The organism is Kitasatospora aureofaciens, assembly GCF_019192735.1.
Lineage (GTDB): Bacteria > Actinomycetota > Actinomycetes > Streptomycetales > Streptomycetaceae > Kitasatospora > Kitasatospora aureofaciens_A.
This window is the reverse complement of sequence record NZ_JAHTKP010000048.1, coordinates 1-19,022: the sequence shown is the minus strand read 5'-3', so window position 1 is coordinate 19,022 and position 19,022 is coordinate 1. Positions and strand designations below refer to the sequence as shown.

General features: G+C 69.2%; 21 protein-coding genes. 14 read left to right on the top strand and 7 right to left on the bottom strand.

What is annotated here, in order from left to right; translation table 11 throughout:
* Window positions 1–11: 11 nt before the first annotated feature.
* Complete coding sequence (locus KV557_RS31390) at window positions 12–587, bottom strand: TetR/AcrR family transcriptional regulator (RefSeq protein ID WP_256178237.1); 576 nt, start codon at window positions 585–587, stop codon at window positions 12–14.
* Between the two features lie 383 nt (window positions 588–970).
* On the opposite strand from KV557_RS31390, the gene KV557_RS31385 reads away from it, so the two are divergent.
* Window positions 971–1,216, top strand: coding sequence for a hypothetical protein (locus tag KV557_RS31385; protein WP_218204944.1), 246 nt, complete (start codon window positions 971–973; stop codon window positions 1,214–1,216).
* Window positions 1,217–1,338: 122 nt separating this feature from the next.
* On the opposite strand, the gene KV557_RS31380 is transcribed toward KV557_RS31385, so the two are convergent.
* A complete protein-coding gene (locus KV557_RS31380; protein WP_218204943.1) occupies window positions 1,339–3,138 on the bottom strand; it encodes a serine/threonine protein kinase in 1,800 nt (599 codons plus the stop codon).
* A 281-nt stretch (window positions 3,139–3,419) separates the two neighbouring features.
* Here KV557_RS31380 and KV557_RS31375 point away from each other — a divergent pair, with 281 nt between their 5' ends.
* The gene (locus tag KV557_RS31375) at window positions 3,420–4,172 is read left to right on the top strand and encodes a hypothetical protein (RefSeq protein ID WP_218204942.1); all 753 of its coding nucleotides are present in this window, start codon (window positions 3,420–3,422) and stop codon (window positions 4,170–4,172) included.
* A gap of 81 nt (window positions 4,173–4,253) precedes the next feature.
* The gene (locus KV557_RS31370) at window positions 4,254–5,357 is read left to right on the top strand and encodes an IS630 family transposase (RefSeq protein ID WP_308130167.1); all 1,104 of its coding nucleotides are present in this window, start codon (window positions 4,254–4,256) and stop codon (window positions 5,355–5,357) included.
* A gap of 19 nt (window positions 5,358–5,376) precedes the next feature.
* On the opposite strand, the gene KV557_RS31365 is transcribed toward KV557_RS31370, so the two are convergent.
* Window positions 5,377–6,000 carry a histidine phosphatase family protein gene (locus KV557_RS31365; RefSeq protein ID WP_218204941.1) on the bottom strand — a complete coding sequence of 208 codons (624 nt, stop codon included), beginning with the start codon at window positions 5,998–6,000 and terminating at the stop codon, window positions 5,377–5,379.
* A gap of 142 nt (window positions 6,001–6,142) precedes the next feature.
* Between KV557_RS31365 and KV557_RS31360 the strand changes: the two genes are divergently transcribed.
* The 8 genes from KV557_RS31360 (at window position 6,143) to KV557_RS31325 (ending at window position 10,976) form a co-directional block, all read left to right on the top strand.
* Entirely contained in the window at window positions 6,143–6,394 is a 252-nt protein-coding gene (locus tag KV557_RS31360) for a hypothetical protein (protein ID WP_218204940.1), read from the top strand.
* Window positions 6,391–6,891: an NUDIX hydrolase gene (locus tag KV557_RS31355; protein ID WP_256178235.1), complete on the top strand. Its 501-nt coding sequence runs from the start codon at window positions 6,391–6,393 to the stop codon at window positions 6,889–6,891. The genes KV557_RS31360 and KV557_RS31355 overlap by 4 nt, the downstream gene beginning before the upstream one ends.
* On the top strand, window positions 6,888–7,775 hold the full coding sequence (locus KV557_RS31350; protein WP_218204939.1) for an aminoglycoside phosphotransferase family protein: 888 nt from the start codon (window positions 6,888–6,890) through the stop codon (window positions 7,773–7,775). Before KV557_RS31355 ends, KV557_RS31350 begins: the two co-directional genes overlap by 4 nt.
* A gap of 36 nt (window positions 7,776–7,811) precedes the next feature.
* Window positions 7,812–8,294: an NUDIX hydrolase gene (locus tag KV557_RS31345; RefSeq protein WP_308130165.1), complete on the top strand. Its 483-nt coding sequence runs from the start codon at window positions 7,812–7,814 to the stop codon at window positions 8,292–8,294.
* A gap of 56 nt (window positions 8,295–8,350) precedes the next feature.
* Window positions 8,351–8,554, top strand: a complete 204-nt coding sequence (locus KV557_RS31340) for a hypothetical protein (RefSeq protein ID WP_218204938.1) — start codon at window positions 8,351–8,353, stop codon at window positions 8,552–8,554.
* 354 nt (window positions 8,555–8,908) lie between these two features.
* Complete coding sequence (locus KV557_RS31335; RefSeq protein ID WP_218204937.1) at window positions 8,909–9,220, top strand: hypothetical protein; 312 nt, start codon at window positions 8,909–8,911, stop codon at window positions 9,218–9,220.
* A gap of 61 nt (window positions 9,221–9,281) precedes the next feature.
* Window positions 9,282–9,923, top strand: coding sequence for an NADPH-dependent F420 reductase (locus tag KV557_RS31330; RefSeq protein ID WP_256178234.1), 642 nt, complete (start codon window positions 9,282–9,284; stop codon window positions 9,921–9,923).
* A 45-nt stretch (window positions 9,924–9,968) separates the two neighbouring features.
* Complete coding sequence (locus KV557_RS31325) at window positions 9,969–10,976, top strand: zinc-binding dehydrogenase (protein WP_218204936.1); 1,008 nt, start codon at window positions 9,969–9,971, stop codon at window positions 10,974–10,976.
* Between the two features lie 436 nt (window positions 10,977–11,412).
* On the opposite strand, the gene KV557_RS31320 is transcribed toward KV557_RS31325, so the two are convergent.
* Window positions 11,413–12,135 carry an alpha/beta hydrolase gene (locus KV557_RS31320; RefSeq protein WP_218204935.1) on the bottom strand — a complete coding sequence of 241 codons (723 nt, stop codon included), beginning with the start codon at window positions 12,133–12,135 and terminating at the stop codon, window positions 11,413–11,415.
* A gap of 422 nt (window positions 12,136–12,557) precedes the next feature.
* On the opposite strand from KV557_RS31320, the gene KV557_RS31315 reads away from it, so the two are divergent.
* Window positions 12,558–13,487 carry an NmrA family NAD(P)-binding protein gene (locus KV557_RS31315; protein WP_218204934.1) on the top strand — a complete coding sequence of 310 codons (930 nt, stop codon included), beginning with the start codon at window positions 12,558–12,560 and terminating at the stop codon, window positions 13,485–13,487.
* Between the two features lie 216 nt (window positions 13,488–13,703).
* On the opposite strand, the gene KV557_RS31310 is transcribed toward KV557_RS31315, so the two are convergent.
* Entirely contained in the window at window positions 13,704–14,558 is an 855-nt protein-coding gene (locus KV557_RS31310; RefSeq protein WP_218204933.1) for a recombinase family protein, read from the bottom strand.
* Between the two features lie 373 nt (window positions 14,559–14,931).
* Complete coding sequence (locus KV557_RS31305; protein ID WP_218204932.1) at window positions 14,932–15,687, bottom strand: dienelactone hydrolase family protein; 756 nt, start codon at window positions 15,685–15,687, stop codon at window positions 14,932–14,934.
* 523 nt (window positions 15,688–16,210) lie between these two features.
* Here KV557_RS31305 and KV557_RS31300 point away from each other — a divergent pair.
* The gene (locus KV557_RS31300) at window positions 16,211–17,290 is read left to right on the top strand and encodes an ice-binding family protein (protein WP_218204931.1); all 1,080 of its coding nucleotides are present in this window, start codon (window positions 16,211–16,213) and stop codon (window positions 17,288–17,290) included.
* Between the two features lie 94 nt (window positions 17,291–17,384).
* On the opposite strand, the gene KV557_RS43250 is transcribed toward KV557_RS31300, so the two are convergent.
* On the bottom strand, window positions 17,385–17,513 hold the full coding sequence (locus KV557_RS43250) for a hypothetical protein (RefSeq protein ID WP_256178232.1): 129 nt from the start codon (window positions 17,511–17,513) through the stop codon (window positions 17,385–17,387).
* Between the two features lie 183 nt (window positions 17,514–17,696).
* Here KV557_RS43250 and KV557_RS31295 point away from each other — a divergent pair, with 183 nt between their 5' ends.
* Window positions 17,697–18,866 (top strand): IS630 family transposase, encoded by a 1,170-nt coding sequence (locus tag KV557_RS31295; protein ID WP_256178231.1) that lies wholly within the window; start codon window positions 17,697–17,699, stop codon window positions 18,864–18,866.
* The last annotated feature ends 156 nt before the right edge of the window (window positions 18,867–19,022 follow it).

Sequence of the window (19,022 nt, the reverse complement as noted above, 5' to 3'; positions counted from 1 at the left end):
GTTCGGCCTGGTCAGCCGCGGCTCGGGGCTCCCCGGAACGCCCCGGCCAGCACGGGGACCAGCAGCCGCTCGATCCGCTCGGCGGACTCGGCGGCCAACTCGACACCGATGGGCGCCAGCACCAGCCAGTTCAGCATTCCGGCCGCGCACCGCGTGCGGAAGACCAACTCCTGCTCGTCGACCTCGGGAAGGGCCACCGTCAACACCCGCAGGGCGTCCTGACGAGCCCGCTCGAACTTGCCGGCCAAACGATCCCACCCCTGCGGCGGATCGATGCCGACGCGGGCCACGGTCCGCATGACCGCCAGGTCCTGCCCGCCTGCGGCGAGCGCGCCCACCATCGGCCGGGCGAACGCCGCGGCCAACTCCTCCAAGGTCACCCCACTGCTCAGGAAACCCAGCGCCTCGATCTGCGCGTCCAGGTATCGCTCCAGCGCGTGCTCGATCGCCGTGTCACACAGCGCCTTCAACGATCCGAAGTGGTAGCTGACGGCAGCCACGTTGGCCCCGGCACTCTCCGTGATCTCGCGGAGCGTCAGGCCCTCCTGACCCCGCTGCGCCAGCAGCTCCAGAGTGGCCGCGAGCAAGCCGTCCCGCGTGCGTTGACCGGCTTCTCGACGCAGGTCCGCCTTTCCCGTTGCCATGCCGTGAACTCAAGCAGCCGTTTGACTTCATTGTCAATCAACCGCCTGGGTTCAGCACCGACGAGCACCGTCCGGAAGCTGTCAAGGTGATCAAGGCCGGCGGTTCGGTCCTGATCAGCAAGGTCACTGCAAAAGAGCCGCACCCAACCGAGAAAGCCGACTTCCTGGTGTCTCAATTGATCGCTCAGTCACACTGAGACCCATGACGATCCAGGTGGAACCGCCCGAGCAGGAGAAGGAGCGCGTGGTCCGCACCGAAAGCGACAGCGCCCCCGCGCTGCAGGCCCTCCTGAAGACGGCGCCATGACCATGAACGAGGTCCTCAGGTGAGCGAGCACCACCCGGCGAAGTTCTCCTCCGAGGCCGGCCAGGCAATCCGTTCCATGCCCCAGCACGTCCGCGAGCAGCTGCGCAGCGCCCTGGAGAAGGCTGAGGCGGATCCTTGTTCCTGGCCTCAGGCCGATCGCTACGACGCGGACCCGACGGTCAGGGTCGTCGCCACCGCCGATGCGATCGTGCACTATGCCGTCCTGCCCGGCCGTCTCTGGGTGTTCGCCGCTCTCGAACTCTGAACGGCCGGAGACTACCGGCGGGCGCCCGCCGTGGTCAGTCGGCCCGCAAGATGCATTGGCACGGGACAAAGCCGCTGGACAGACCGCCCCGCGGTGGCCGTCCCGGCTGACGGCAAGACGGTTCAGGAGACCGTCCACACCTGGTTGTCCGCGGTCGAGCAGGCCTGCACTCTGGCCCACTGGGCAGGTCCGTCGGACGTCAGGCACTGCTTGGTGTAGGAGTTGACGATCTGGTAGCCGCCCGACACCGGCACGAAGGACCAGAGCTGGTTCTCGGCGCCCGGCGGATTCGTCCAGATCTGGATCTTCCCGGTGGCCAGGTCCAGATCCAGCACCTTGGTGAAGCTGCTGGAGGCGTTGCGCAGGTAGTACCTCCCCTCGGAGAACTTCTCCAGCCGCCACATCTGCGCCGGGGAGTGGTTGACGGTGTAGGTGCCGACCAGGTTGCCGTCCTTGTCGGTGGAGTAGGAGTTGTCCAACGCGACACCGCCGGTGGTGAACTGCGCCACGGCGGGCAGCTGCGGCTCCGGTTTCGGCGGCTGCGTGGGCTGCGGTGGCGTCGCAGGCGCCGTGGGCGTGGTCGGTTCGGGGGAAGCGGGCGGGCGCGGGGCCGCGGAGGTCGGCGCGGGCGCGGCCGACTGGGCGGGTGCGGCGGCGGTCTGGCCGACGGCGGGCGCGGCCGGCCGGCTGGACGCGGCGGGGGTCGGCTCGGACGCGTCCGGCCGGGTGGGCACGATGGAGGTCCGGCCGATGGCGGACGCGGGCCCGACGCCGGGCGTGGGGCTGTCGCCCGCGCTGGGGCTGGCGGACGGCACCGGAGTCGTCGCCTCGGTCGACTGCAGTCCGCCGAGCGGGCGGCCGACATCCACCGGCACGGGACCGACGGGCCGCGCGGGGTCGGCCGTCGGCTCGGCAACGACGGCGTCGCCGCTCGGCGGGTCGCCCTGGCCCGGCCGGATCACCGTCGCTCCGGTGGCCCCGCCCACGCACAGCAGGGCCATCACCGCCACCGCGATCAGCGTCCGCCGACGGAAACCGGCACGGGGCGTACGCCGGACGACCGACCGGGGTCCGTCCGGGGCCGGCGGCACGTCCTCCCCGACCACCGCAAGGGCGTCCCGTACCGCCTCGGCCATCGCCGCCGCGTCGGGCCAGCGCTCGCCGGGTTCCTTGGCCATCGCCCGCTCGACAAGCGCCCACACCGGCTCGGGCACCTCGTCGGGGAGCGGGGGCACGGGCTCCGTCAGGTGCTTGAGGATGACCTTGAGGGCGGTCTCCCCGTCGAAGGGCAGCCTCCCGGCCAGGCATTCGTAGAGGACCACGCCGAGTGCGTAGAGGTCCGCCGAGGCGGTGACCGTCCCGGTGGAGGCCTGCTCCGGCGCCTGGTACGCGGCGGTGCCGAGCACCACCCCCGGTACGGTCAGCCGGGCGTCGCACCCGGGCCGGGCGATGCCGAAGTCCGCGATCACCGTCTGACCACCACGGACCATCAGGTTGGCCGGCTTGATGTCGCGGTGGACCACCCCGGACTCGTGCGCGGCCTCCAGCGCTTCCAGCACCTGGAGCGCCATCCGGAGGGTCTCCGCCACCGGCAGGCTGCCGCGGCGCTCCAGCACGGCGCTCAGTGGTTCTCCGTCGATCAGCTCCATGACCAGGTACGCGACCGAGCGCTGCCCGTCCGTGGCACTGTGCCCGTAATCGTGGACGCCGACGATGCCCGGGTGCCGCAGCTTCGCCATGACACAGGCCTCGGCATGGAAGCGCTCGGCGAACCCGGGCTCGTCCAACAGGGCGGGCTTCACGACCTTGACCGCCACCCGGCGGCCCAGGACCTCGTCCTCGGCGAGCCACACGTCGCCCATCGACCCACCGCCCAGCCAGTCCACCAGCCGGTAGCGGTCGGCGAGCATGGTGCCACGCATGGTTCTCCCTGAATCAAGTCCGCGGGCCGTATCGAATCCGTGGGCGCGCCTTGGTCCGAGGCGCCCTCCGAAGATCATGACGCCGGCCGATAATCACTGACTTGTCGTCAGATCAACGACCGCCGGGCTCGATGTCGACGTCTGGTGATGCCGCGCCCGGAGTCGACCAAATCCCGTCGCCGTCGGCCGGGCCGGGCCGGCATGGTGGGCGGCATGGATACCGCAGCTCGCGAACGCCTGGTGCGGGTGCCGGCCGCCGCGCAAACCCTTCCGACGCAGAAATGACTGGAGATCAACACGTGCTCTCGCCGTCGTCGCTCACTTACGAGGCGTTCCTGGACCGGGCCATCGCCGAGCCCGACGTGATCGGACTCGTCCTCAAGGGCTCCCACACACACGACGGCATGGCCACAGAGCACTCCGACCACGACGTCTACCTCATCCTCGCGGACGCCGCCACGACCGACCTCGCCGCTCTCGACGGCTACCGTTCCGCCGCACTCGACGTCGTCGTCACCACTGTCGAAGCGCTTCGCCACTGCGCGGGCCTGGAGCGCTACGCCCTGGCCCGGGCCCGCGTTCTGCTCGATCGGACCGGCGGCGAGATCACGGAGATCATCGCGGCGAAGGGGCGACTTGGCCCCGAGGAGGCACACACGGCTGCCGCCAACTGGCTGGACGCCTACGCCAACTGGCTGTACCGCTCGGTGAAGAACGCCCGCGACGGCCGCAGCCTGGCCGCCCACCTCGATGCCGCCGAGAGCATCGGCTACCTGCTGGAGCTGCTGTTCGCCCTCGACCGCCGGCCTCCCCCGTACAACAAGTACCTCGCCTGGGAACTGGAGAGGTTCCCCCTGCCGGGATGGGACACCGGGGTCTTGCTCGAAACGATCGGGCAGATCCAGCGGACTGGTGATGTGTCACTGCAACAGCGGCTGTTCGCCCAGGTCGAAGTGGCAGCCAGGGCGGCAGGCCACGCTCCGACGCTGGATGCCTGGGGCGAGGACCTGCTGCTGATGCGCCCTACCAGCTAGTGGCTCGGCTCAGATGGTTGACCTGGTAATTGATATGTCGTGCGTCCGTCGTCAGGCTGTCTCCAGGATCTGATCTTGGAGGTGATCGTGGGGCGTCGTCCGGGAGTGTTCGTCCGGCCAGTCAGCATGGAGGAGGGTCGGCGACTGCAGCGGATCGGCCGGACCTCGAAGGACCCGGTCAGGCTGCGGCGCGCGATCGTGGTGCTGATGTCAGCGCAGGGCCAAGCGGTGCGGGATATCACCTCGTTGCTGCACGTCAGCGAGGACTATGTACGCGATGTCATCCACGCGTTCAACGAGCGGGGGTTCGACGCGCTGGACCCAAAATGGAGCGGGGGACGCCCCAGAACGATCAGTGACCAGGTGCGCGAAAGCATCTGCCTGATTGCCCGGACGTCCCCCGCTGACTGGAAGATCGCCGCGTTCTCCACCTGGAGCCTGACCAAGCTCGCCGAGCACCTGGTCAACCGCCACGTGGTGCCCGCGATCAGCCGCGAGACCCTGCGCCGGATCCTGCACGAGGGCAAGATCTCCTGGCAGACCACCACGACCTGGAAGTCCTCCAGCGATCCCGACTTCCTGACCAAGATGCACCGGGTCCTGGAGCTCTACGACACCCCGCCGATAGACGGCAGGGTTGTCTGCGTCGACGAGTTCGGCCCGCTCAACCTCATGCCGCGTAAGGGAAAGGCCTGGCGGCCGTTCCGGTCCCCGCGCCGGCTGCGGGCCACCTACAACCGCTATGACGGCGTGATGCACATGCTCGCCGCCCTCGACCTGGCCACCGGAAAGATCTACTACCGCATCCGGAAACGTAAGAGATGGCGTGAGTTCCTCGGCCTGCTCAAGGTCCTGCGTGCCCGTTGGCCAGGGGAGAAGCTCTACGTCGTCCTGGACAACTTCTCCCCACACAAGCACCCGAACGTCCGCGCTTGGGCCGCAGCCAACGAAGTCGAGCTGGTCTTCCTGCCGACCTACGGGTCGTGGTTGAACTGGATCGAGTCCGAGTTCGCGGCCCTGCGCTACTTCGCGCTCAACGGCACCGACCACCGCAGTCACGGCGAGCAGAACGCCGCCATCGGCGCCTACGTCCGCTGGCACAACGCCCGCGCCGAACCGAAGACCAACTTCGCCCCCGACTCACCCATCCGCGCCTGGACCGAGTACCCGGCCAGGGCCGCGTAGCAAGCCACGATTGATGTGCTCAGATGTGCAGTTCGGGCGGGAAGCCGGTCCAGCGCAGCTCGGCAGGGAGATGCCGCATGTCGTTGTAGAAGAGGACGGAGGACGGCCGGCCGGGCGCGTATCGGATAACCGTCAGGGCGGCGTTGCAGTGGTTGAGGCCGAGCCAACGCCACTTCGGCGCGTCCATGGCATGCCGGACGAGCCAGCCGACCAGGAAGTTATGGGTGACGACCAGTTCGTGCCGAGCCTCGTCGCCGTCCACCGGCCCGGTGAACCGCTCCAGTGCCTGGCGGGCCAGCACCGGGCCGCGCTCACGCTCCTCGGCCGTGAACTGGGCGACGAAGCGGAGCAGGAAGTCAGCCGAGTCCGCCGGTAGTTCTTCCCTTTCCGGCACGTCGGGGACGTAGTCCCCGGCGGCTTCCGAGACCTGCAGAGGGATGCCGTTTAGCTGTTCCCCGATCAGGCGTGCGGTCTGCGCTGCCCGGGGCAGTGGGCCGTGGTGAACAGCCGAGAAGGGGACATCACGGAGTCGTTGGCCAAGCAGTACCGCCTGACGGCGGCCGTTCTCCGTCAGCCCGCTCTCGTCCGGCAAGGCCTCGCCATGCCGGACGAGATAGAGGTAGCGGGTGGCTGTTCCGGTCATTCCAAACTCCCTCGCGCCCACTAACGATCTTGCGTGTCGTCCTGGGGTGGACGCCGTCCCCTCCAGCCACGGTTCCCAGCAGTGACGGCCAGCAGACCCTCTCAGTTCAAACCCCTAAGACAGCCGGCCGACGATGGCCCGGATGATTACCTGGTCAACCATCTGTGCGGAGCCACTAGGCAGGCTCAGCCTCCTGCGCCCCGACAACTGGAATACTGTGCCCCGCCGGGCCTCGGACGGCCCCGAGACGGACATCAGGCTCGGTGACGAGGGCCTGGCCGTGCGCATGGTCACCCTGGACGAGGTACCCGCCCTCAAGGTCCCGCCCTACATGCAGCACTACCTGCCGCTGCTCACCGGCGCGGCCAACCAGCCTCCGAGGAGGACCACTTGAACCGGATCGACGAACCTGGCCGGCCACCCGTTCCGGTGCCCGGGAAGCCGGCGGCGAATCCGCCCGCCCTGGTCATCGGCGTCCACCTCGTCCTCCTGGACGAGGGCAAGGTGCTGCTCGGCCTGCGCAAGAACACCTCCTACGCCGCCGGCATGTGGCACCTGCCCGCTGGACACATGGAGCCCGGCGAACCGGTCAGCCGCTCCATGGTCCGCGAGGCCGAGGAGGAACTCGGCATCACCATCGCCGAGGACGACCTCGTACTCGTCCACACGCTGCACCACCTCGACGCCGACGACGGCCGCAGCCGACTCCAGCTGTTCTTCCGCCCCGCCCGTCACCGAGGCCACATCAGCAACCGCGAGCCGCACAAGTGCGCGCAGCTCTCCTGGTGGCCACTCGACCAGCTCCCCGAGGCCATCGTCCCCTACACGGCCCACGCGCTCGGCGAGATCACCCGCGGCAGCGCCCTCTCGACCGTCGGCTGGTCCGCGTGACCGCGCCCGTTCTCCCGGACGACGCCGACCGGCTGCTGCGCACAGCAGCAGGCCGGTGCGAGGCGGTGGCCGTGCGCTCTGTCGACCGGGAGGGACGTCCCGCGGTTTGGGAGGTCCTCGGCACCGACGGCCGTCGGCTCTTCGCCAAGCGGCACAAGAACGCACTCATGCACCATCGCGAGACCGCCGCCCTCACACACCTCGCTCCCTCCCTCGGGCCCGGCCGCGCCCCGACGCTGCTGGCCAAGGACCAGCAGGCGCTGCTCGTTGTCACCACCGCCCTGCCGGGCACCCCCGTCATCACCACCCCGCTCACCGAGGCCGAGCAGCGGGAGGCGTACCGGCAGGCCGGGCAGCTCGCGGCCGGCATCCACGCCCAGCCGCCGACGGACGCCCCCGTCGGGGAGCAACTGCCATGGAAGCAGGAGCGCGAGCGGGCGCTGGCCCGGGCCCGCGACGCCCGTCTGCCCGAGGCCGACATCGAGGTACTGGCGCAGGCCACCCGCATCGAGCCGCCACGCTTCCCCCTGGCCTACTGCCACGGCGACTTCGGCCCGCGCAACTGGCTGGTCCACCGTGAAGGCGACGCCCTGGTGGTCGGCGTGATCGACTTCGAGCGCAGCCAGGCCGAGGCGCCGGTGCGGCGCGACCTGATGCGCGCGATGCTCCAACTCACCCCGCACCGCCCGGACCTGCGGGAGGCGTTCCTCGACGGGTACGGGCGCGCGCTGAGCAGTGCGGAGTGGGCGGCATGCCGGGCCTGGGCGGCGATCGACTGCCCTGCGGCGCTGCGCTGGGCGCTGGACCACCACCGCGACGAGGAGATCCTCGGCTACGCCCGCACCGTCCTGGAGCTGCTGCGCCGACCCGCGCCTACCCTGTGAAGTCCCCTTTCGTCGAGCGCTCTTGGAGGTACTGCAGTGGAGAGTCTGCGACAGGCCGTGGCCGTCATCGTCCACGACCGGAAGGCCGGGAGGATCGCGACGATCAACTACGCGGCGAACAGCTGGAGCACGACGCCGACGTGGACGATCCCCGGCGGCAAGGTCGAGGCCGGCGAGCGCCTGGACGAGGCCGCCGCCCGCGAGCTGTGGGAGGAAGCCGGGCTGGACGTCAGCCCGCGGGACCTTCAGCTGGTCCACACGATCCAGGTCCGCCAGGGCTGGGACGGCAAGGGCCCGTTCCTGCTGTCCGTGTTCCTCGCCACCACGTGGCAGGGCAAGTTGACGAACTCCGAGCCGGGCAAGCACCTTGCCGCGGTGTGGTCGCCGGAGACCGAGCTGCCGCTGCCGATGTTCCCGACCTCCCACGCGGCCCTCACCTGCTACCTGTCCGGCGGCCGGGGATTCTCCACCCACGGCTGGGGCGAGGAAGCCGATCCCCGGGACCTGGTCCGGGCCTGAGCACGGCCGACCGCCACCGACACCCGTCCGAATAGCCCGCCCCGGAGGCAACCCACGTGACCGGATCCCTCGTACGCCCCGCCGGCCTGCCGGACGCCGACGAACTGCTGCGCCTGCGCGTCGCCGTCCTCGACGGCGCCCAGCTCACCGACGACTGGCGCGCCACCGAAGCGGGCGCCCCGCTCTACCACGCCCTCGGGTTCGACCCCGTCTGCGGCTACATGACGCTGCGGCCCGGCCCGGCGGGGTGGCAGCGGTGAGCGGCTTCGACCTGGACGCCTACGTCGAACGCACCCGCGACGGACCGTGGCCGTGCGCGCGGGCTGCACATGGGCACTCCGCCCCCGGTGGTGGCTGATGGTCTACCTCGCCGCCCATGGACCAGTCCGGCCGGATGAACAGGCAGAGCTATGCCTCAGGGACGTGGGCCTCGACAGCCTCACGGTCCGGGTGCGTCAGGCCGCACCCGAGCTGACAATGGGACGGGGAACGGCCTCGCGGTGGCGGGCGGCGAACCGGGTGGCCCGCAGAATCGCGGGCATCTCAGGTAAAACCGGCTGAACAATGCAGTCCCTCAGGGCAGGAATGCCGAAGACTTCGAAGGCGCCCTGCTGGTGATCTACGGCTACATGAGTGGCGAGCCCTTCACTCCCGACCAGAACGTGCTGAAGGCGAAGAACATCACCACAACAGAGTTCTGGATGTACCAGGACGAGTACCTGCCCCGTCATCCGGCCCTGGGCGCGGAGTCCGCGCGGCTGGTCGCCGAGGGAAAGCTCGTGTTGCCCTCCGCCCCCGTCTACGAGGCCAAGGACTTCGCCAAGGCCCTCGCGTACCTGCGGAAGAACGGCAAGGTCCTCCTGGACTTCAACCCCCACCGCGCGCAGGCGTCCTCACGGCACAGCACCGAAGCGGCAGGCGGGTGACCGCAGCCTGGATGCCGAGCGGTCGGCTGCACGAGCCGATGCCGGGCAGCCCGCACGGTCTTTGCACACGATCAAGGACGAACACATGAGCACACACCGCACCATTGGCGTACTCGGCGCAGGAGAGGTGGGACAGGCGGTCGCCGACAAGGCCGTCCGCCACGGCCATGAGGTACTCATCGGCAACAGCCGGGGCCCCAGGACCCTCGAAGCCCTCGTGGACAGGCTGGGGCCGAAGGCCCGCGCAGTAACGGCCGAGGAGGCGGCGAAGCCGGAGCTCGTCTTCCTTTCGGTGCCGTTCTTCGCCGTGCCGGAACTGACACGCCTCACCACCTGGTCCGGGAAGATCGTCGTCGACACGACGAATCAGTTCGCAGCGGCCGGCCCTTACCGGGGCCGGTACGACGTCGGTGACCTCACGGGCAGCGAGTGGGTTGCCGGCCACCTTCCCGGCGCCCGGGTCGTGAAGGCTCTCAACACCCTGTACGCCCCGTTCATCGCCGCGGACCCCCGGCATGCCGAAGGACGGCTGGTGGCCTTCTGTGCGGGCGACGACGCCGACGCGAAGGCAGCCGTGGCCGGCTTGCTGGACGAATTCGGATTCGCCGCCCTGGACCTTGGCGGTCTGCGTGAGGGCGGGCGGCTGATGCAGCTGGACGGTGCGCTCAGCGGAAAGCACCTGCTGCTGCAGGACGTCGGCTGACGCCCCGGACAAGCCCCACACACACCAGCGCGCACGAGGAGAACCATGAACCGTCGTGTTGTCCACACCCGTGGCGGGTTGCCCTCCGAGGTCCTGACCGTCATCGAGGAGCCGGAGCCGGGAGAGCCCGGGGGTGGTCAGGTCCTCATCCGCACCACGGCCTTCACGGTGCACCCTGGTGATCTCCAGGCCATCGAGGCCTACCCCGGGGAGGCTGGACAGCCGGTTCCGGCCGGCGTGGAGGCCACCGGCGTGGTGGAGGCGATCGGCCCGGGAACGCGCGTGGCGCCGGGTGTCGAGGTCGGCGGCCGCGTAACGGTCTTCCCCCAGCCCGGGGCGTGGTCCCAGTGGATCGTGGCGGATGCCGAGGTGGTCGTCGCCGTACCGGACGAGCTGTCGGACGAGGTCGCCGCGCAGATGCTGGTGAACCCGCTCACCACGGTGATGCTGCGCCGTGAGGCCGAGGAGCACCTGGCCTTCGGATACGACGGTCTTCTGGTGCAGACCGCCGCGGGCTCGTCGGTCGGGCGGCTGGTGACGGGCGTGTCCCAGTTCCACAACGTGGCGCTCGTCAACGTCGTCCGCAGCGACCGCGGTGCCGCCGAACTGCACAAGCGGTTCCCGGACGTGCCGGTCGTGGCGACAGAGGATCCGGGCTGGGCCGACGAGGTCCGCAAGGCAGCCGGCGGCCGTCCGGTAAGTGTGGCCTTCGACCCGATCGGCGGGAAGCTGGCGGAGACCGTTCTGGACCTGTTGACGCCGGGCGGGAAGCTGGTCAGTTACGGGCAGATCGCCGAGGAGCCGATCTCGGTGCATGCGTCGACGCTGCTGCACAAGTCGCTGACGCTGCGGGGCAAGAACATCGGCCGGTGGTCGACCGAGGCCTCCGCCGAGAGGCGGGCATCCGACGTCGCGACCGCGAAGCAGATCGCGCTGGCGCTCAAGGACCAGTTCGACGTGGCCGCTACGTACGGCCTTGGCGAGCTGGCCAACGCCGTGGAACACGCGGTACGGCCCGGCAAGGTCGGCCTCGTCCTCGTCCGCCCCTGGTAGCCGCCCTGGTCTTCCCTGCCGCGCGCCACCGGACCGGCGAACTGTGCGCCCGCTGCGGCCGAACGAAGCCGATCACCACCCGATGGCCGATCGGACCGGTCTGCCACAGCTGCTACACGGCGATCCTGCGGTCGCCGGCCTCGTGTTCGCGGTGCGGCATCGATCAGCCCCTGATCGCAAGGGACGGGGACGGCAGCGGAGTCTGCGGTCCGTGCGTCGGCTTCGCGGCCGACTACACGTGCGCCCAGTGCGGACGGACCGACAATACGCACGCGCCGCCCCGACCGGCCGGTACCGCCGATGGCCGGCACCGCCGCGATCGGGGCGGTTGTGCGTCTGCCGGCCGCCGCCATCGAGGAGGGCCGGGACCTGTCCTCGATGAGCGGCATCCTGGCCGACACCGCCTAGCGTCTGCTGCCGGCCTGACGGCCCGGCCTCACTTCAGGTGCCGGGCGAAGAACCGGTCCCCGTCGTCCACCTCGAACCACGGGGTGCCGGCGTGCCCGCCCATATTGGCGTGCAGCGTCTTCTCCTTGGTGCCGAAGGCGTCGAACAGGTCCAGGGCCAGCTGCCGGTCGTTCCCTTCGTCGTCCCACTGCAGCAGGACCTGCAGCGGAATGGTGACCTGCCGGGCCTCCTCGCGCTGGGCGCGGGGCACGAAACCCCCGGCGAAGAAACCGGCGGCCGCGATGCGCGGTTCGACCACCGCCAGCCGAATGCCGATGGCGGTCATCCCCGAGTACCCGACCGGGCCACCGATCTCGGGCAGCGAAAGAAGGGCGTCCAGGGTGGTCCGCCATTCCGGGACCGCCTTTTCGACCAGCGGGCCGATGAAGGACTCGAAGATCTCGTCGACCGGCTCGCCGGCCGCCATCGCCCGGCGGAGGTCGGCGCGAGCCTGCTCGTCGACGGCCGAACGGGGCCGGTCGCCGTGCCCGGGGTGGTCGATGGCGGCCACCGCGTAGCCGTACTCCGCCGCAGAGTGCCGGGCCCGGGCCACCAGCCGCGATTCCCGCTTGTGCAAGCCGCCGTTGTGGCCAATCAGGATCAGCGGGGCCGGTGCGGATCCGGACGTCCACAGGATGCCGGGGATCTCGCCGAGGGTGAATTCGCGTTCGAGGACGCCGTCGTCGAGGCGCTGTTCGGAAGTGAATTGCATGGTCGTGCCTTTCGGGAGTGCTCTTGAACGGCGCTCCCGGACGACCTATCGCCCGACCGTGACCCCGGAGGGGAGCACCCATGTCGATACTGCATTCACGGGTACCACCTCCTCGTTCTCTCGCACGGCCTCCGGGAGGTTAACAGCGGTCGTCGTGGTCCGCCAAACGGGTTTTGCGGAGGCTCCGGGGCCCGCCGCGAAGGCGGTCACGCTCAGCCAGCAAGACCCAACGGATTCACAGCCGCTCGCTTGACAAGTGCAGAGAAGGCATTGAGTTCAACACGCTGAACTTGACAGAGAAGCTGCCGGCGACGCGATCGCAGAGCGTGTCGTGGGCGGCCGAGCAACCCCTGCCGTATCCTGCGCCGGCGGCTCGTCGGGCTCCGGTTGCGCCCTGGCTGTGCTCACCGCAGGCTGCCCCTATGGACCGCACCCCGGAAGCGAGCATGCTGCCCATTCTGGTGACGGGCGCGGCGGGCAGCGTCGGCGCCGTCGGACGATCCGTGGTCGAAGGCCTTCGGCAACGGGGCCTGCCTGTCCGGGCCATGGTGCGTCGTGATGACGAGCGGGCGGAAGCGCTGCGCGCGACCGGCGCCGAAGTCGTCGTCGGAGACCTGACGCGCGCGGGCGACGTCGCCGACGCCCTGGCCGGCTGTGGCCGTATGTACTTCGGCATGGGCGTGTCGGCGCAGTATCTGGAGGCTGCCGTGACGGTGGCGGCCGTCGCGCATGCATACGGACGCCTGGAAGCGTTCGTGAACATGTCGCAGCTGACTGTCTCCGAGATGGACCTCACGGGCACCTCCGAGTCTGTGCAGCAGCGGCAGCAGTGGCTGGTCGAGCAGGTCCTCGACTGGTCAGGCCTGCCCGTCGTCCAGATCAGGCCCACCGTGTTCATGGAGAACCCGCTGTTCCGTGTCGGCTTCTCCTCGATCGCGAAGTACGGAAGCATCAGACTGCCCTTCGGCCGGGCGAAAACCTCCCCTGTAGCGGCCGGCGACGTCGCCTCGGTCGTTGAGGAGATCCTGGCCGATCCGGCCCCGCACATCGGCCGGATCCATGAGCTGACCGGCCCCCGCTCGGAGGACATCGCCGCCATGGCAGAGGAGGTCTCCGCAGCCCTGGGCCGACCGGTCGGTTACACCGACGTCCCACTGCAGGAATGGATCGACGACGATCTCAGGCCGCTGGAGCTGCCGGACCACGTCTTCCAGCACATCTCCACCATGGCTCGCCTTCATGCGGAGAACCGATACGACCGCAAGGCGGACGGGGTGGAGCAGGTCACCGGGCGGCCTCCTTCAGGGGTGGCCGATTTCGTCCGTAAGAACCCTGGCGTGTTCACTGACTGAAGCCCCTCCGTCTCCGAGCGTCGGCCGTGCCGACGTGTCAGCCCCGGAACCTGCTCAACGAAGGTCCGTCGTACGCACGATGCGTCATCGCAGGCGAACCTTCGGACTCGCAGACGCAGCACCACCCGGCCGCCCCGCAGCGGGAAGGTCGATGGCTGCCTGCGAGGGGTGTGACCGAGATACGCGTCAAAGGGGCAACGACATGATCTTGAGCGTTTAGGTCGTCTGCTCGTCATGCTCGCGCAGCATCCTCATGACGGTGGCGGGCGAGGGGTGCTGCCCCTTCTTCGCGCCGGTGGTGATGACGAGGCGCTTGGCGATGTCGCGCAGGCTCATCTCCTGGTCGCGCAGGTGCAGCGCCATGGACAGCATGTCGTCGTCGGTGACCCCGGCGCCGCCGATGGTCTTGCCACGCTTCCGCGCGGACTCGTGGCCTTCGAGGGTGCGGTCGCGGATGTACTCGCGCTCCATGCCGGACATGGCCGCGAGCACGGTGAACACGATGCCCGACGGGTCGTGTGAGCCCTTCAGTTCTCCGGTGAGGAACTCCAGGCCGACGTCGCTCGCCTTCAGCTCCTCGGCGAGCATGGCGAGTTCGATGCCGCGGCCGAGCCGCTTGTGCTCGTGCACGACGAGGGTGACGGCGACACCGGAGGAGCGGATCTCCCCGGCGAGCTTCACGGCGGCCTCCAGCTCGGGGCGCTTGGTGGCGCGGGTGGAGATCTTCTCCGAGAAGACCCGGGTGACCCCGGCCTCGCCGAGCGAGTCAAGCTGTGCGTCCAGGGACTGCCGGGCGGTCGAGGCGCGGGCGTAGCCGAGGCGGACGTGTTCGACCGGTTCGGCGCCGGCGCGCACGGGCCGGGGTAGTTCGGTCCACGCCGAGCCCGGCTTGCGTACGGCGGGAGTCGGCACGCTCAGGGCCTTGGCGAGTTGGGGCACGAGGCGGAAGCGGGCGGTGTGGTACTGGATCGCCACCCTGCCCTTCCCGGTCCGGCACGGGGAGCCCGCCGGGGCGGCGCAGGTGGACATCGGGCAGTCGTGCGATTCCACACGCTTGAAGTCGTCGCTCACGACCCCGGACTGTTTCATGAGGGTGTTTCAGATGTCCAGTTGTTTGCAACAACTCATGAAACATGATCGCCGCAGGTGGACGACCGCCCGGCCGGGTGTTTCATGAGCGACCACCTATGAAACACCGATGTCTGACCTGTCGGCGGAACCGAGGATGCCTTCCGTCGTTGAACTGATCATGGCGGCGACTCATCTGCGGGCTTGCGACGTTCCCGAGCTCCGCCAAGTGGGTCGGCACCCCCCCGTCACCCCGAAGGTTGCGTGGAGGCCCCGATCTTGGGCAGAGAGCGCGTCGTCGGCGTCCTGCGGCATTGAAGGAAGGGACGGGACCGGAACACGCCAGAAATGTGCCGTAGTGACCGGTAAGCGCTGGTCAGCGGGTGGCCGAGCTTGGACTGACCAGATCCTCCGTCACAGGCAGGCACTCGGAGAGCAGGTCGACGACGTCGCGCCAGGCTCGCTGCGCGTGCCGTGGGTGGTAGCCGACGCCGGGGACCACGGGGTGGTCGACCGGCGGGTGGTGGAAGGCGTGCAAGGCGCCGCCGTAGACCACGAGGCGCCAGTCGACGCCCGCGGCCTGCATCTCGGCGGTGAACGCGCCCCGTTGCGCGGGCGGCATGATGGGGTCTTCCGACCCGACACCGGCCCACACCGGGCAGCGAATGCGCGCCGCCTCGCCCGGTCGGCCCGTGGTCAGTGCGTTGACTGTCCCGATCGCCCGCAGGTCGACGCCGTCGCGCCCGAGTTCCAGCCCGACGGCGCCCCCGGTGCCGTAGCCGATGGCGGCGATCCGGTCGGGGTCGGTCCGCGGTTCGGCGCGCAACACGTCGAGCGCCGCATGACCGATGCCCCGCATCCGGTCGGGGTTGGCGAGCAGCGGCATGCAACGGGCCAGCATCTCCTCGGGGTCACCCAAATAGCGCCCGCCGTGAAGGTCGAAGGCCAGCGCTACGTATCCCAGCTCGGCGAGAGCATCGGCCCGGCGGCGCTCGACGTCGCTGAGACCCATGCCCTCTGGCCCGAGCAGCACCGCGGGCCGGCGGTCGACGCCGGCCGGGAGTGCGAGGTGCCCGATCATCGTCAGACCGTCGGCCGGGTACTCGACCGTGCGCGTTGTAATCGTCGTCATGAGACTGGACTTTAGTGATCGTCGAGCCCGGTCGGGCCGGGGTTCACCACTGGCAGAACAGCGCGGATGTCCCTCTGAAATGCGGCGATGGCTCACAAGAACCGTCAAAAACCCCGTTCCCACGGCAGCGCTATCGGATCACCTGCCCAGGCCACGGTGTTGGAGGCTGACCCTGGCGTCAGGATTCTGGCGTATACCGGCCCGGCCCCCTGAAGGGGCGTCACCAGCTAAGTGGTCGGCTCTGGAAGTCCTTCGGGGGTTGATCTGGGGGCCGGTTGTATGTGTCGGATCGTCAGAGCTCTGGGGTGGCGAGGCGGAGGTGGCAGGCGCTGTCGAGGGCGTCCTCGGGGGTGCCGGCGAAGGCGCCGGTGGGTAGCAGGGAGTCCTCGTAGCGGTCGCCGCTGGGTTACCTCTGGCCACAATGAATATTTGCGCGCGCTATAAGACGACATGCCTGAATTGTGTGGGACTGTGACTGTCGAAAGGCTCGCTTGACGGTAGGCCTCGACGAATTGGAGTCTCAATGATGACCACTGGCCTCACGGGCGCCCTCCGGAGAATTGCCGCCCGATCCCGGTTGGCCCCGGCCCTGACCCTCATCTGTACGACGACTGCCCTGATCGGTCTAGCCGCGCCATTGAGCGCGAGCGCCGCCACGCCACCGAGAGCGAGCACAAGAGCGGCGACGACGCCGGTATCGCTGGGCACCGCCGGAAACTTCGCGGTCCTCGCTGCGACGACGGTCACCAACACCGGTCCCACCACGATCAACGGCGACCTCGGACTGAGCCCGGGTACATCGGTGACCGGCTTTCCCCCCGGGCAGGTGAACGGCACCCAGCACGTGGCCGACGCCGTCGCACTGCAGGCCAAGAACGACCTGACCGCCGCGTACAACGACGCGGCGGGGCGCCCGACCACGGCCACCGTCCCGGTGGAACTCGGCGGAACCACCAAGACCCCCGGCGTGTACGACTCGCCCGCCGGCACGTTCGGAATCACCGGACAGTTGACCCTCGACGCTCAGGGCGACCCGAACGCCGTCTTCATCTTCAAGGCGGCATCCACCCTCACCACAGCGTCCGCGAGCAGCGTGAACCTCGTCAACGGCGCGCGGGCCTGCAACGTCTTCTGGCAGGTCGGTAGCTCCGCGACGCTCGGAACCAACTCCACCCTCCGGGGAAACGTCCTGGCGCTCACCTCGATCACCGTGACAACTGGGGTGACCGTGGAGGGCCGGACGCTGGCCCGCAACGCTGCGGTCACGCTGGACAGTGACACGATCACCCGCGCGACCTGCGACCAAGCGCCCGTCACCACCACCACCGGCCTGACCACCTCAGCCAACCCCACGCCGCTGTTCCAGCCGGTCACCTTCACCGCCGCAGTGGCGGCCGGTTCCGGTACGGCCATCCCCAACGGCCTCGTGGTGTTCATGGACAGGTCACAGCTCATCGCCGTCGTCCCGCTCGACAGCACCGGGCACGCGGTGTTCACGACCTCCACCCTGGACGTCGGTCTTCACCTGATCCAGGCCGCCTACCTGGGTGCAGGCGGGTTCGCAGCCAGCGCCTCACCGACGATCTACGAGCTCGTCCAATAGAGCTGAACCACCGTCGGCCTCCGCGCACCCTTGCTGTACGCGGAGGCCACAACGTGGCACGATGCCTCCGATGTTGAACCCGCAGTGAGTGTGTTTAGCGTTTGACTCGGCCACGAGCGGCGACGGCGGCGAAGCCGAGCAGAATCGGTTCGCTGATCCGGCTGAGCGTGTCGATCCAGATGCCGGGGATGGTCAGATTCTCGCCACTGGTGCGGAAGACCACGGCGTTGAGCGTGACCTCTCCGGCTGGCTCGGCTCCGTTGTAGGTGAAGCGTGCCCAAAAGGCAGGGTCAGGGCCGGGATTGGGGTTCTCAAAGTGAGGGCTGTCGAGTTGCCCGGGGCGGAGATGGTTCCCTTGATCTAATCGTCAGTGATCCACTTCGCGAGATCGGCCGTTCCTCCTGCCATGCGCATACCCTGCGCCCGCCCCGTGCTGCTGACTGCCGCCGAGCGCGAGCGGTTGAAGAAGATGGCCTACGGGCACAAGACCGAGTACCGGCTGCGGGTACGCGCGCAGGTCGTCCTGCACGCGGCGCGGGGGCGCTCCAACGCGCGGATCGCCCGCGAGACGGGTCTGCACCTGGACACGGTTCGTACCTGGCGGGGCCGGTTCGCCCACGGCGGGCTGCCGGTCCTGACCGACCGCAAGCGCTCCGGGCGCCCCGCCCGTTTCACCCCCGTGCAGGTCGCCGAGGCCAAGGCGCTGGCCTGCCAGTTACCCGCCGAGAGCGGCATACCGCTGTCGCGCTGGTCGTGCCCGGAGCTGGCCGCCGAGCTGACCGCGCGCGGGATCACCGACAGTGTCTCCGCGTCCACGGTGCGCCGCTGGTTGCGCGAGGACGCGCTCAAGCCCTGGCAGTACCGGTCCTGGATCTTCATCCGCGACCCGGACTTCCGCGCCAAGGCCCAGCGTGTCCTGGACCTCTACGCCCGCACGTTCGAGGGCGTCCCGCTGGGCGAGGGCGAGTACGTCGTCTCCAGCGACGAGAAGACCTCCGTTCAGGCCCGCTGCCGCTGCCATCCGACCCTGGCCCCGGGCCAGGCCCGAGTGATGCGCGTCAACCACGAGTACGGCCGCGGCGGCGCGCTGGCCTACCTCGCCGCCTACGACATCCGACGCGCGAAGGTGTTCGGCCGCTGCGAGCCGAAGACCGGCATCGTCCCCTTCATGAACCTGGTCGAGCAGGTCATGACCCAGGAGCCCTACGCCGGCGCGAAACGCGTCTTCTGGGTCGTCGACAACGGCTCCTCCCACCGCGGCCGGCGGGCCATCGACCGCCTGGCCAGCAGGTTTCCGAACGCCGTCATGGTCCACACCCCCGTCCACGCCTCCTGGACGAACCAGATCGAGATCTTCTTCTCCATCGTCCAGCGCAAGGTCGTCCGACCCAACGACTTCACGGACCTGACTCAGGTCCAGGACCGGCTCCGAGCGTTCGAAGACCGCTACAACGCCACGGCACAGCCGTTCCAGTGGAGGTTCACCACCTCCGACCTGGACGATCTGCTGGCCCGGCTCGACCGACACACACCCACCGACCGACAAGAAGAATCCTCCGTCGCCCTGGCAGCCTGATCAACCCCCGAAGGACTTCCAGAGCCGACCACTAGGGAGCGTATTTGGTCGTGATCAATCTGTGGGATTCGCCCTCATGGCGAGGCCTGATCGGGTAGACCATGTCGCGTGACGCGAGCGCAACTGACTGATGCGGAGTGGGAGTTCATCGAGCCG

Coding starts and splice junctions, on each gene's coding strand:
- KV557_RS31300 (WP_218204931.1), top strand. CDS start 16,211: ATGATGACCACTGGCCTCACGGGCGCCCTCCGGAGAATTGCCGCCCGA.
- KV557_RS31375 (WP_218204942.1), top strand. CDS start 3,420: ATGACTGGAGATCAACACGTGCTCTCGCCGTCGTCGCTCACTTACGAG.
- KV557_RS31325 (WP_218204936.1), top strand. CDS start 9,969: ATGAACCGTCGTGTTGTCCACACCCGTGGCGGGTTGCCCTCCGAGGTC.
- KV557_RS31315 (WP_218204934.1), top strand. CDS start 12,558: ATGGACCGCACCCCGGAAGCGAGCATGCTGCCCATTCTGGTGACGGGC.
- KV557_RS31305 (WP_218204932.1), bottom strand. CDS start 15,687: ATGACGACGATTACAACGCGCACGGTCGAGTACCCGGCCGACGGTCTG.
- KV557_RS31365 (WP_218204941.1), bottom strand. CDS start 6,000: ATGACCGGAACAGCCACCCGCTACCTCTATCTCGTCCGGCATGGCGAG.
- KV557_RS31295 (WP_256178231.1), top strand. CDS start 17,697: ATGCGCATACCCTGCGCCCGCCCCGTGCTGCTGACTGCCGCCGAGCGC.
- KV557_RS31360 (WP_218204940.1), top strand. CDS start 6,143: ATGATTACCTGGTCAACCATCTGTGCGGAGCCACTAGGCAGGCTCAGC.
- KV557_RS31380 (WP_218204943.1), bottom strand. CDS start 3,138: ATGCGTGGCACCATGCTCGCCGACCGCTACCGGCTGGTGGACTGGCTG.
- KV557_RS31320 (WP_218204935.1), bottom strand. CDS start 12,135: ATGCAATTCACTTCCGAACAGCGCCTCGACGACGGCGTCCTCGAACGC.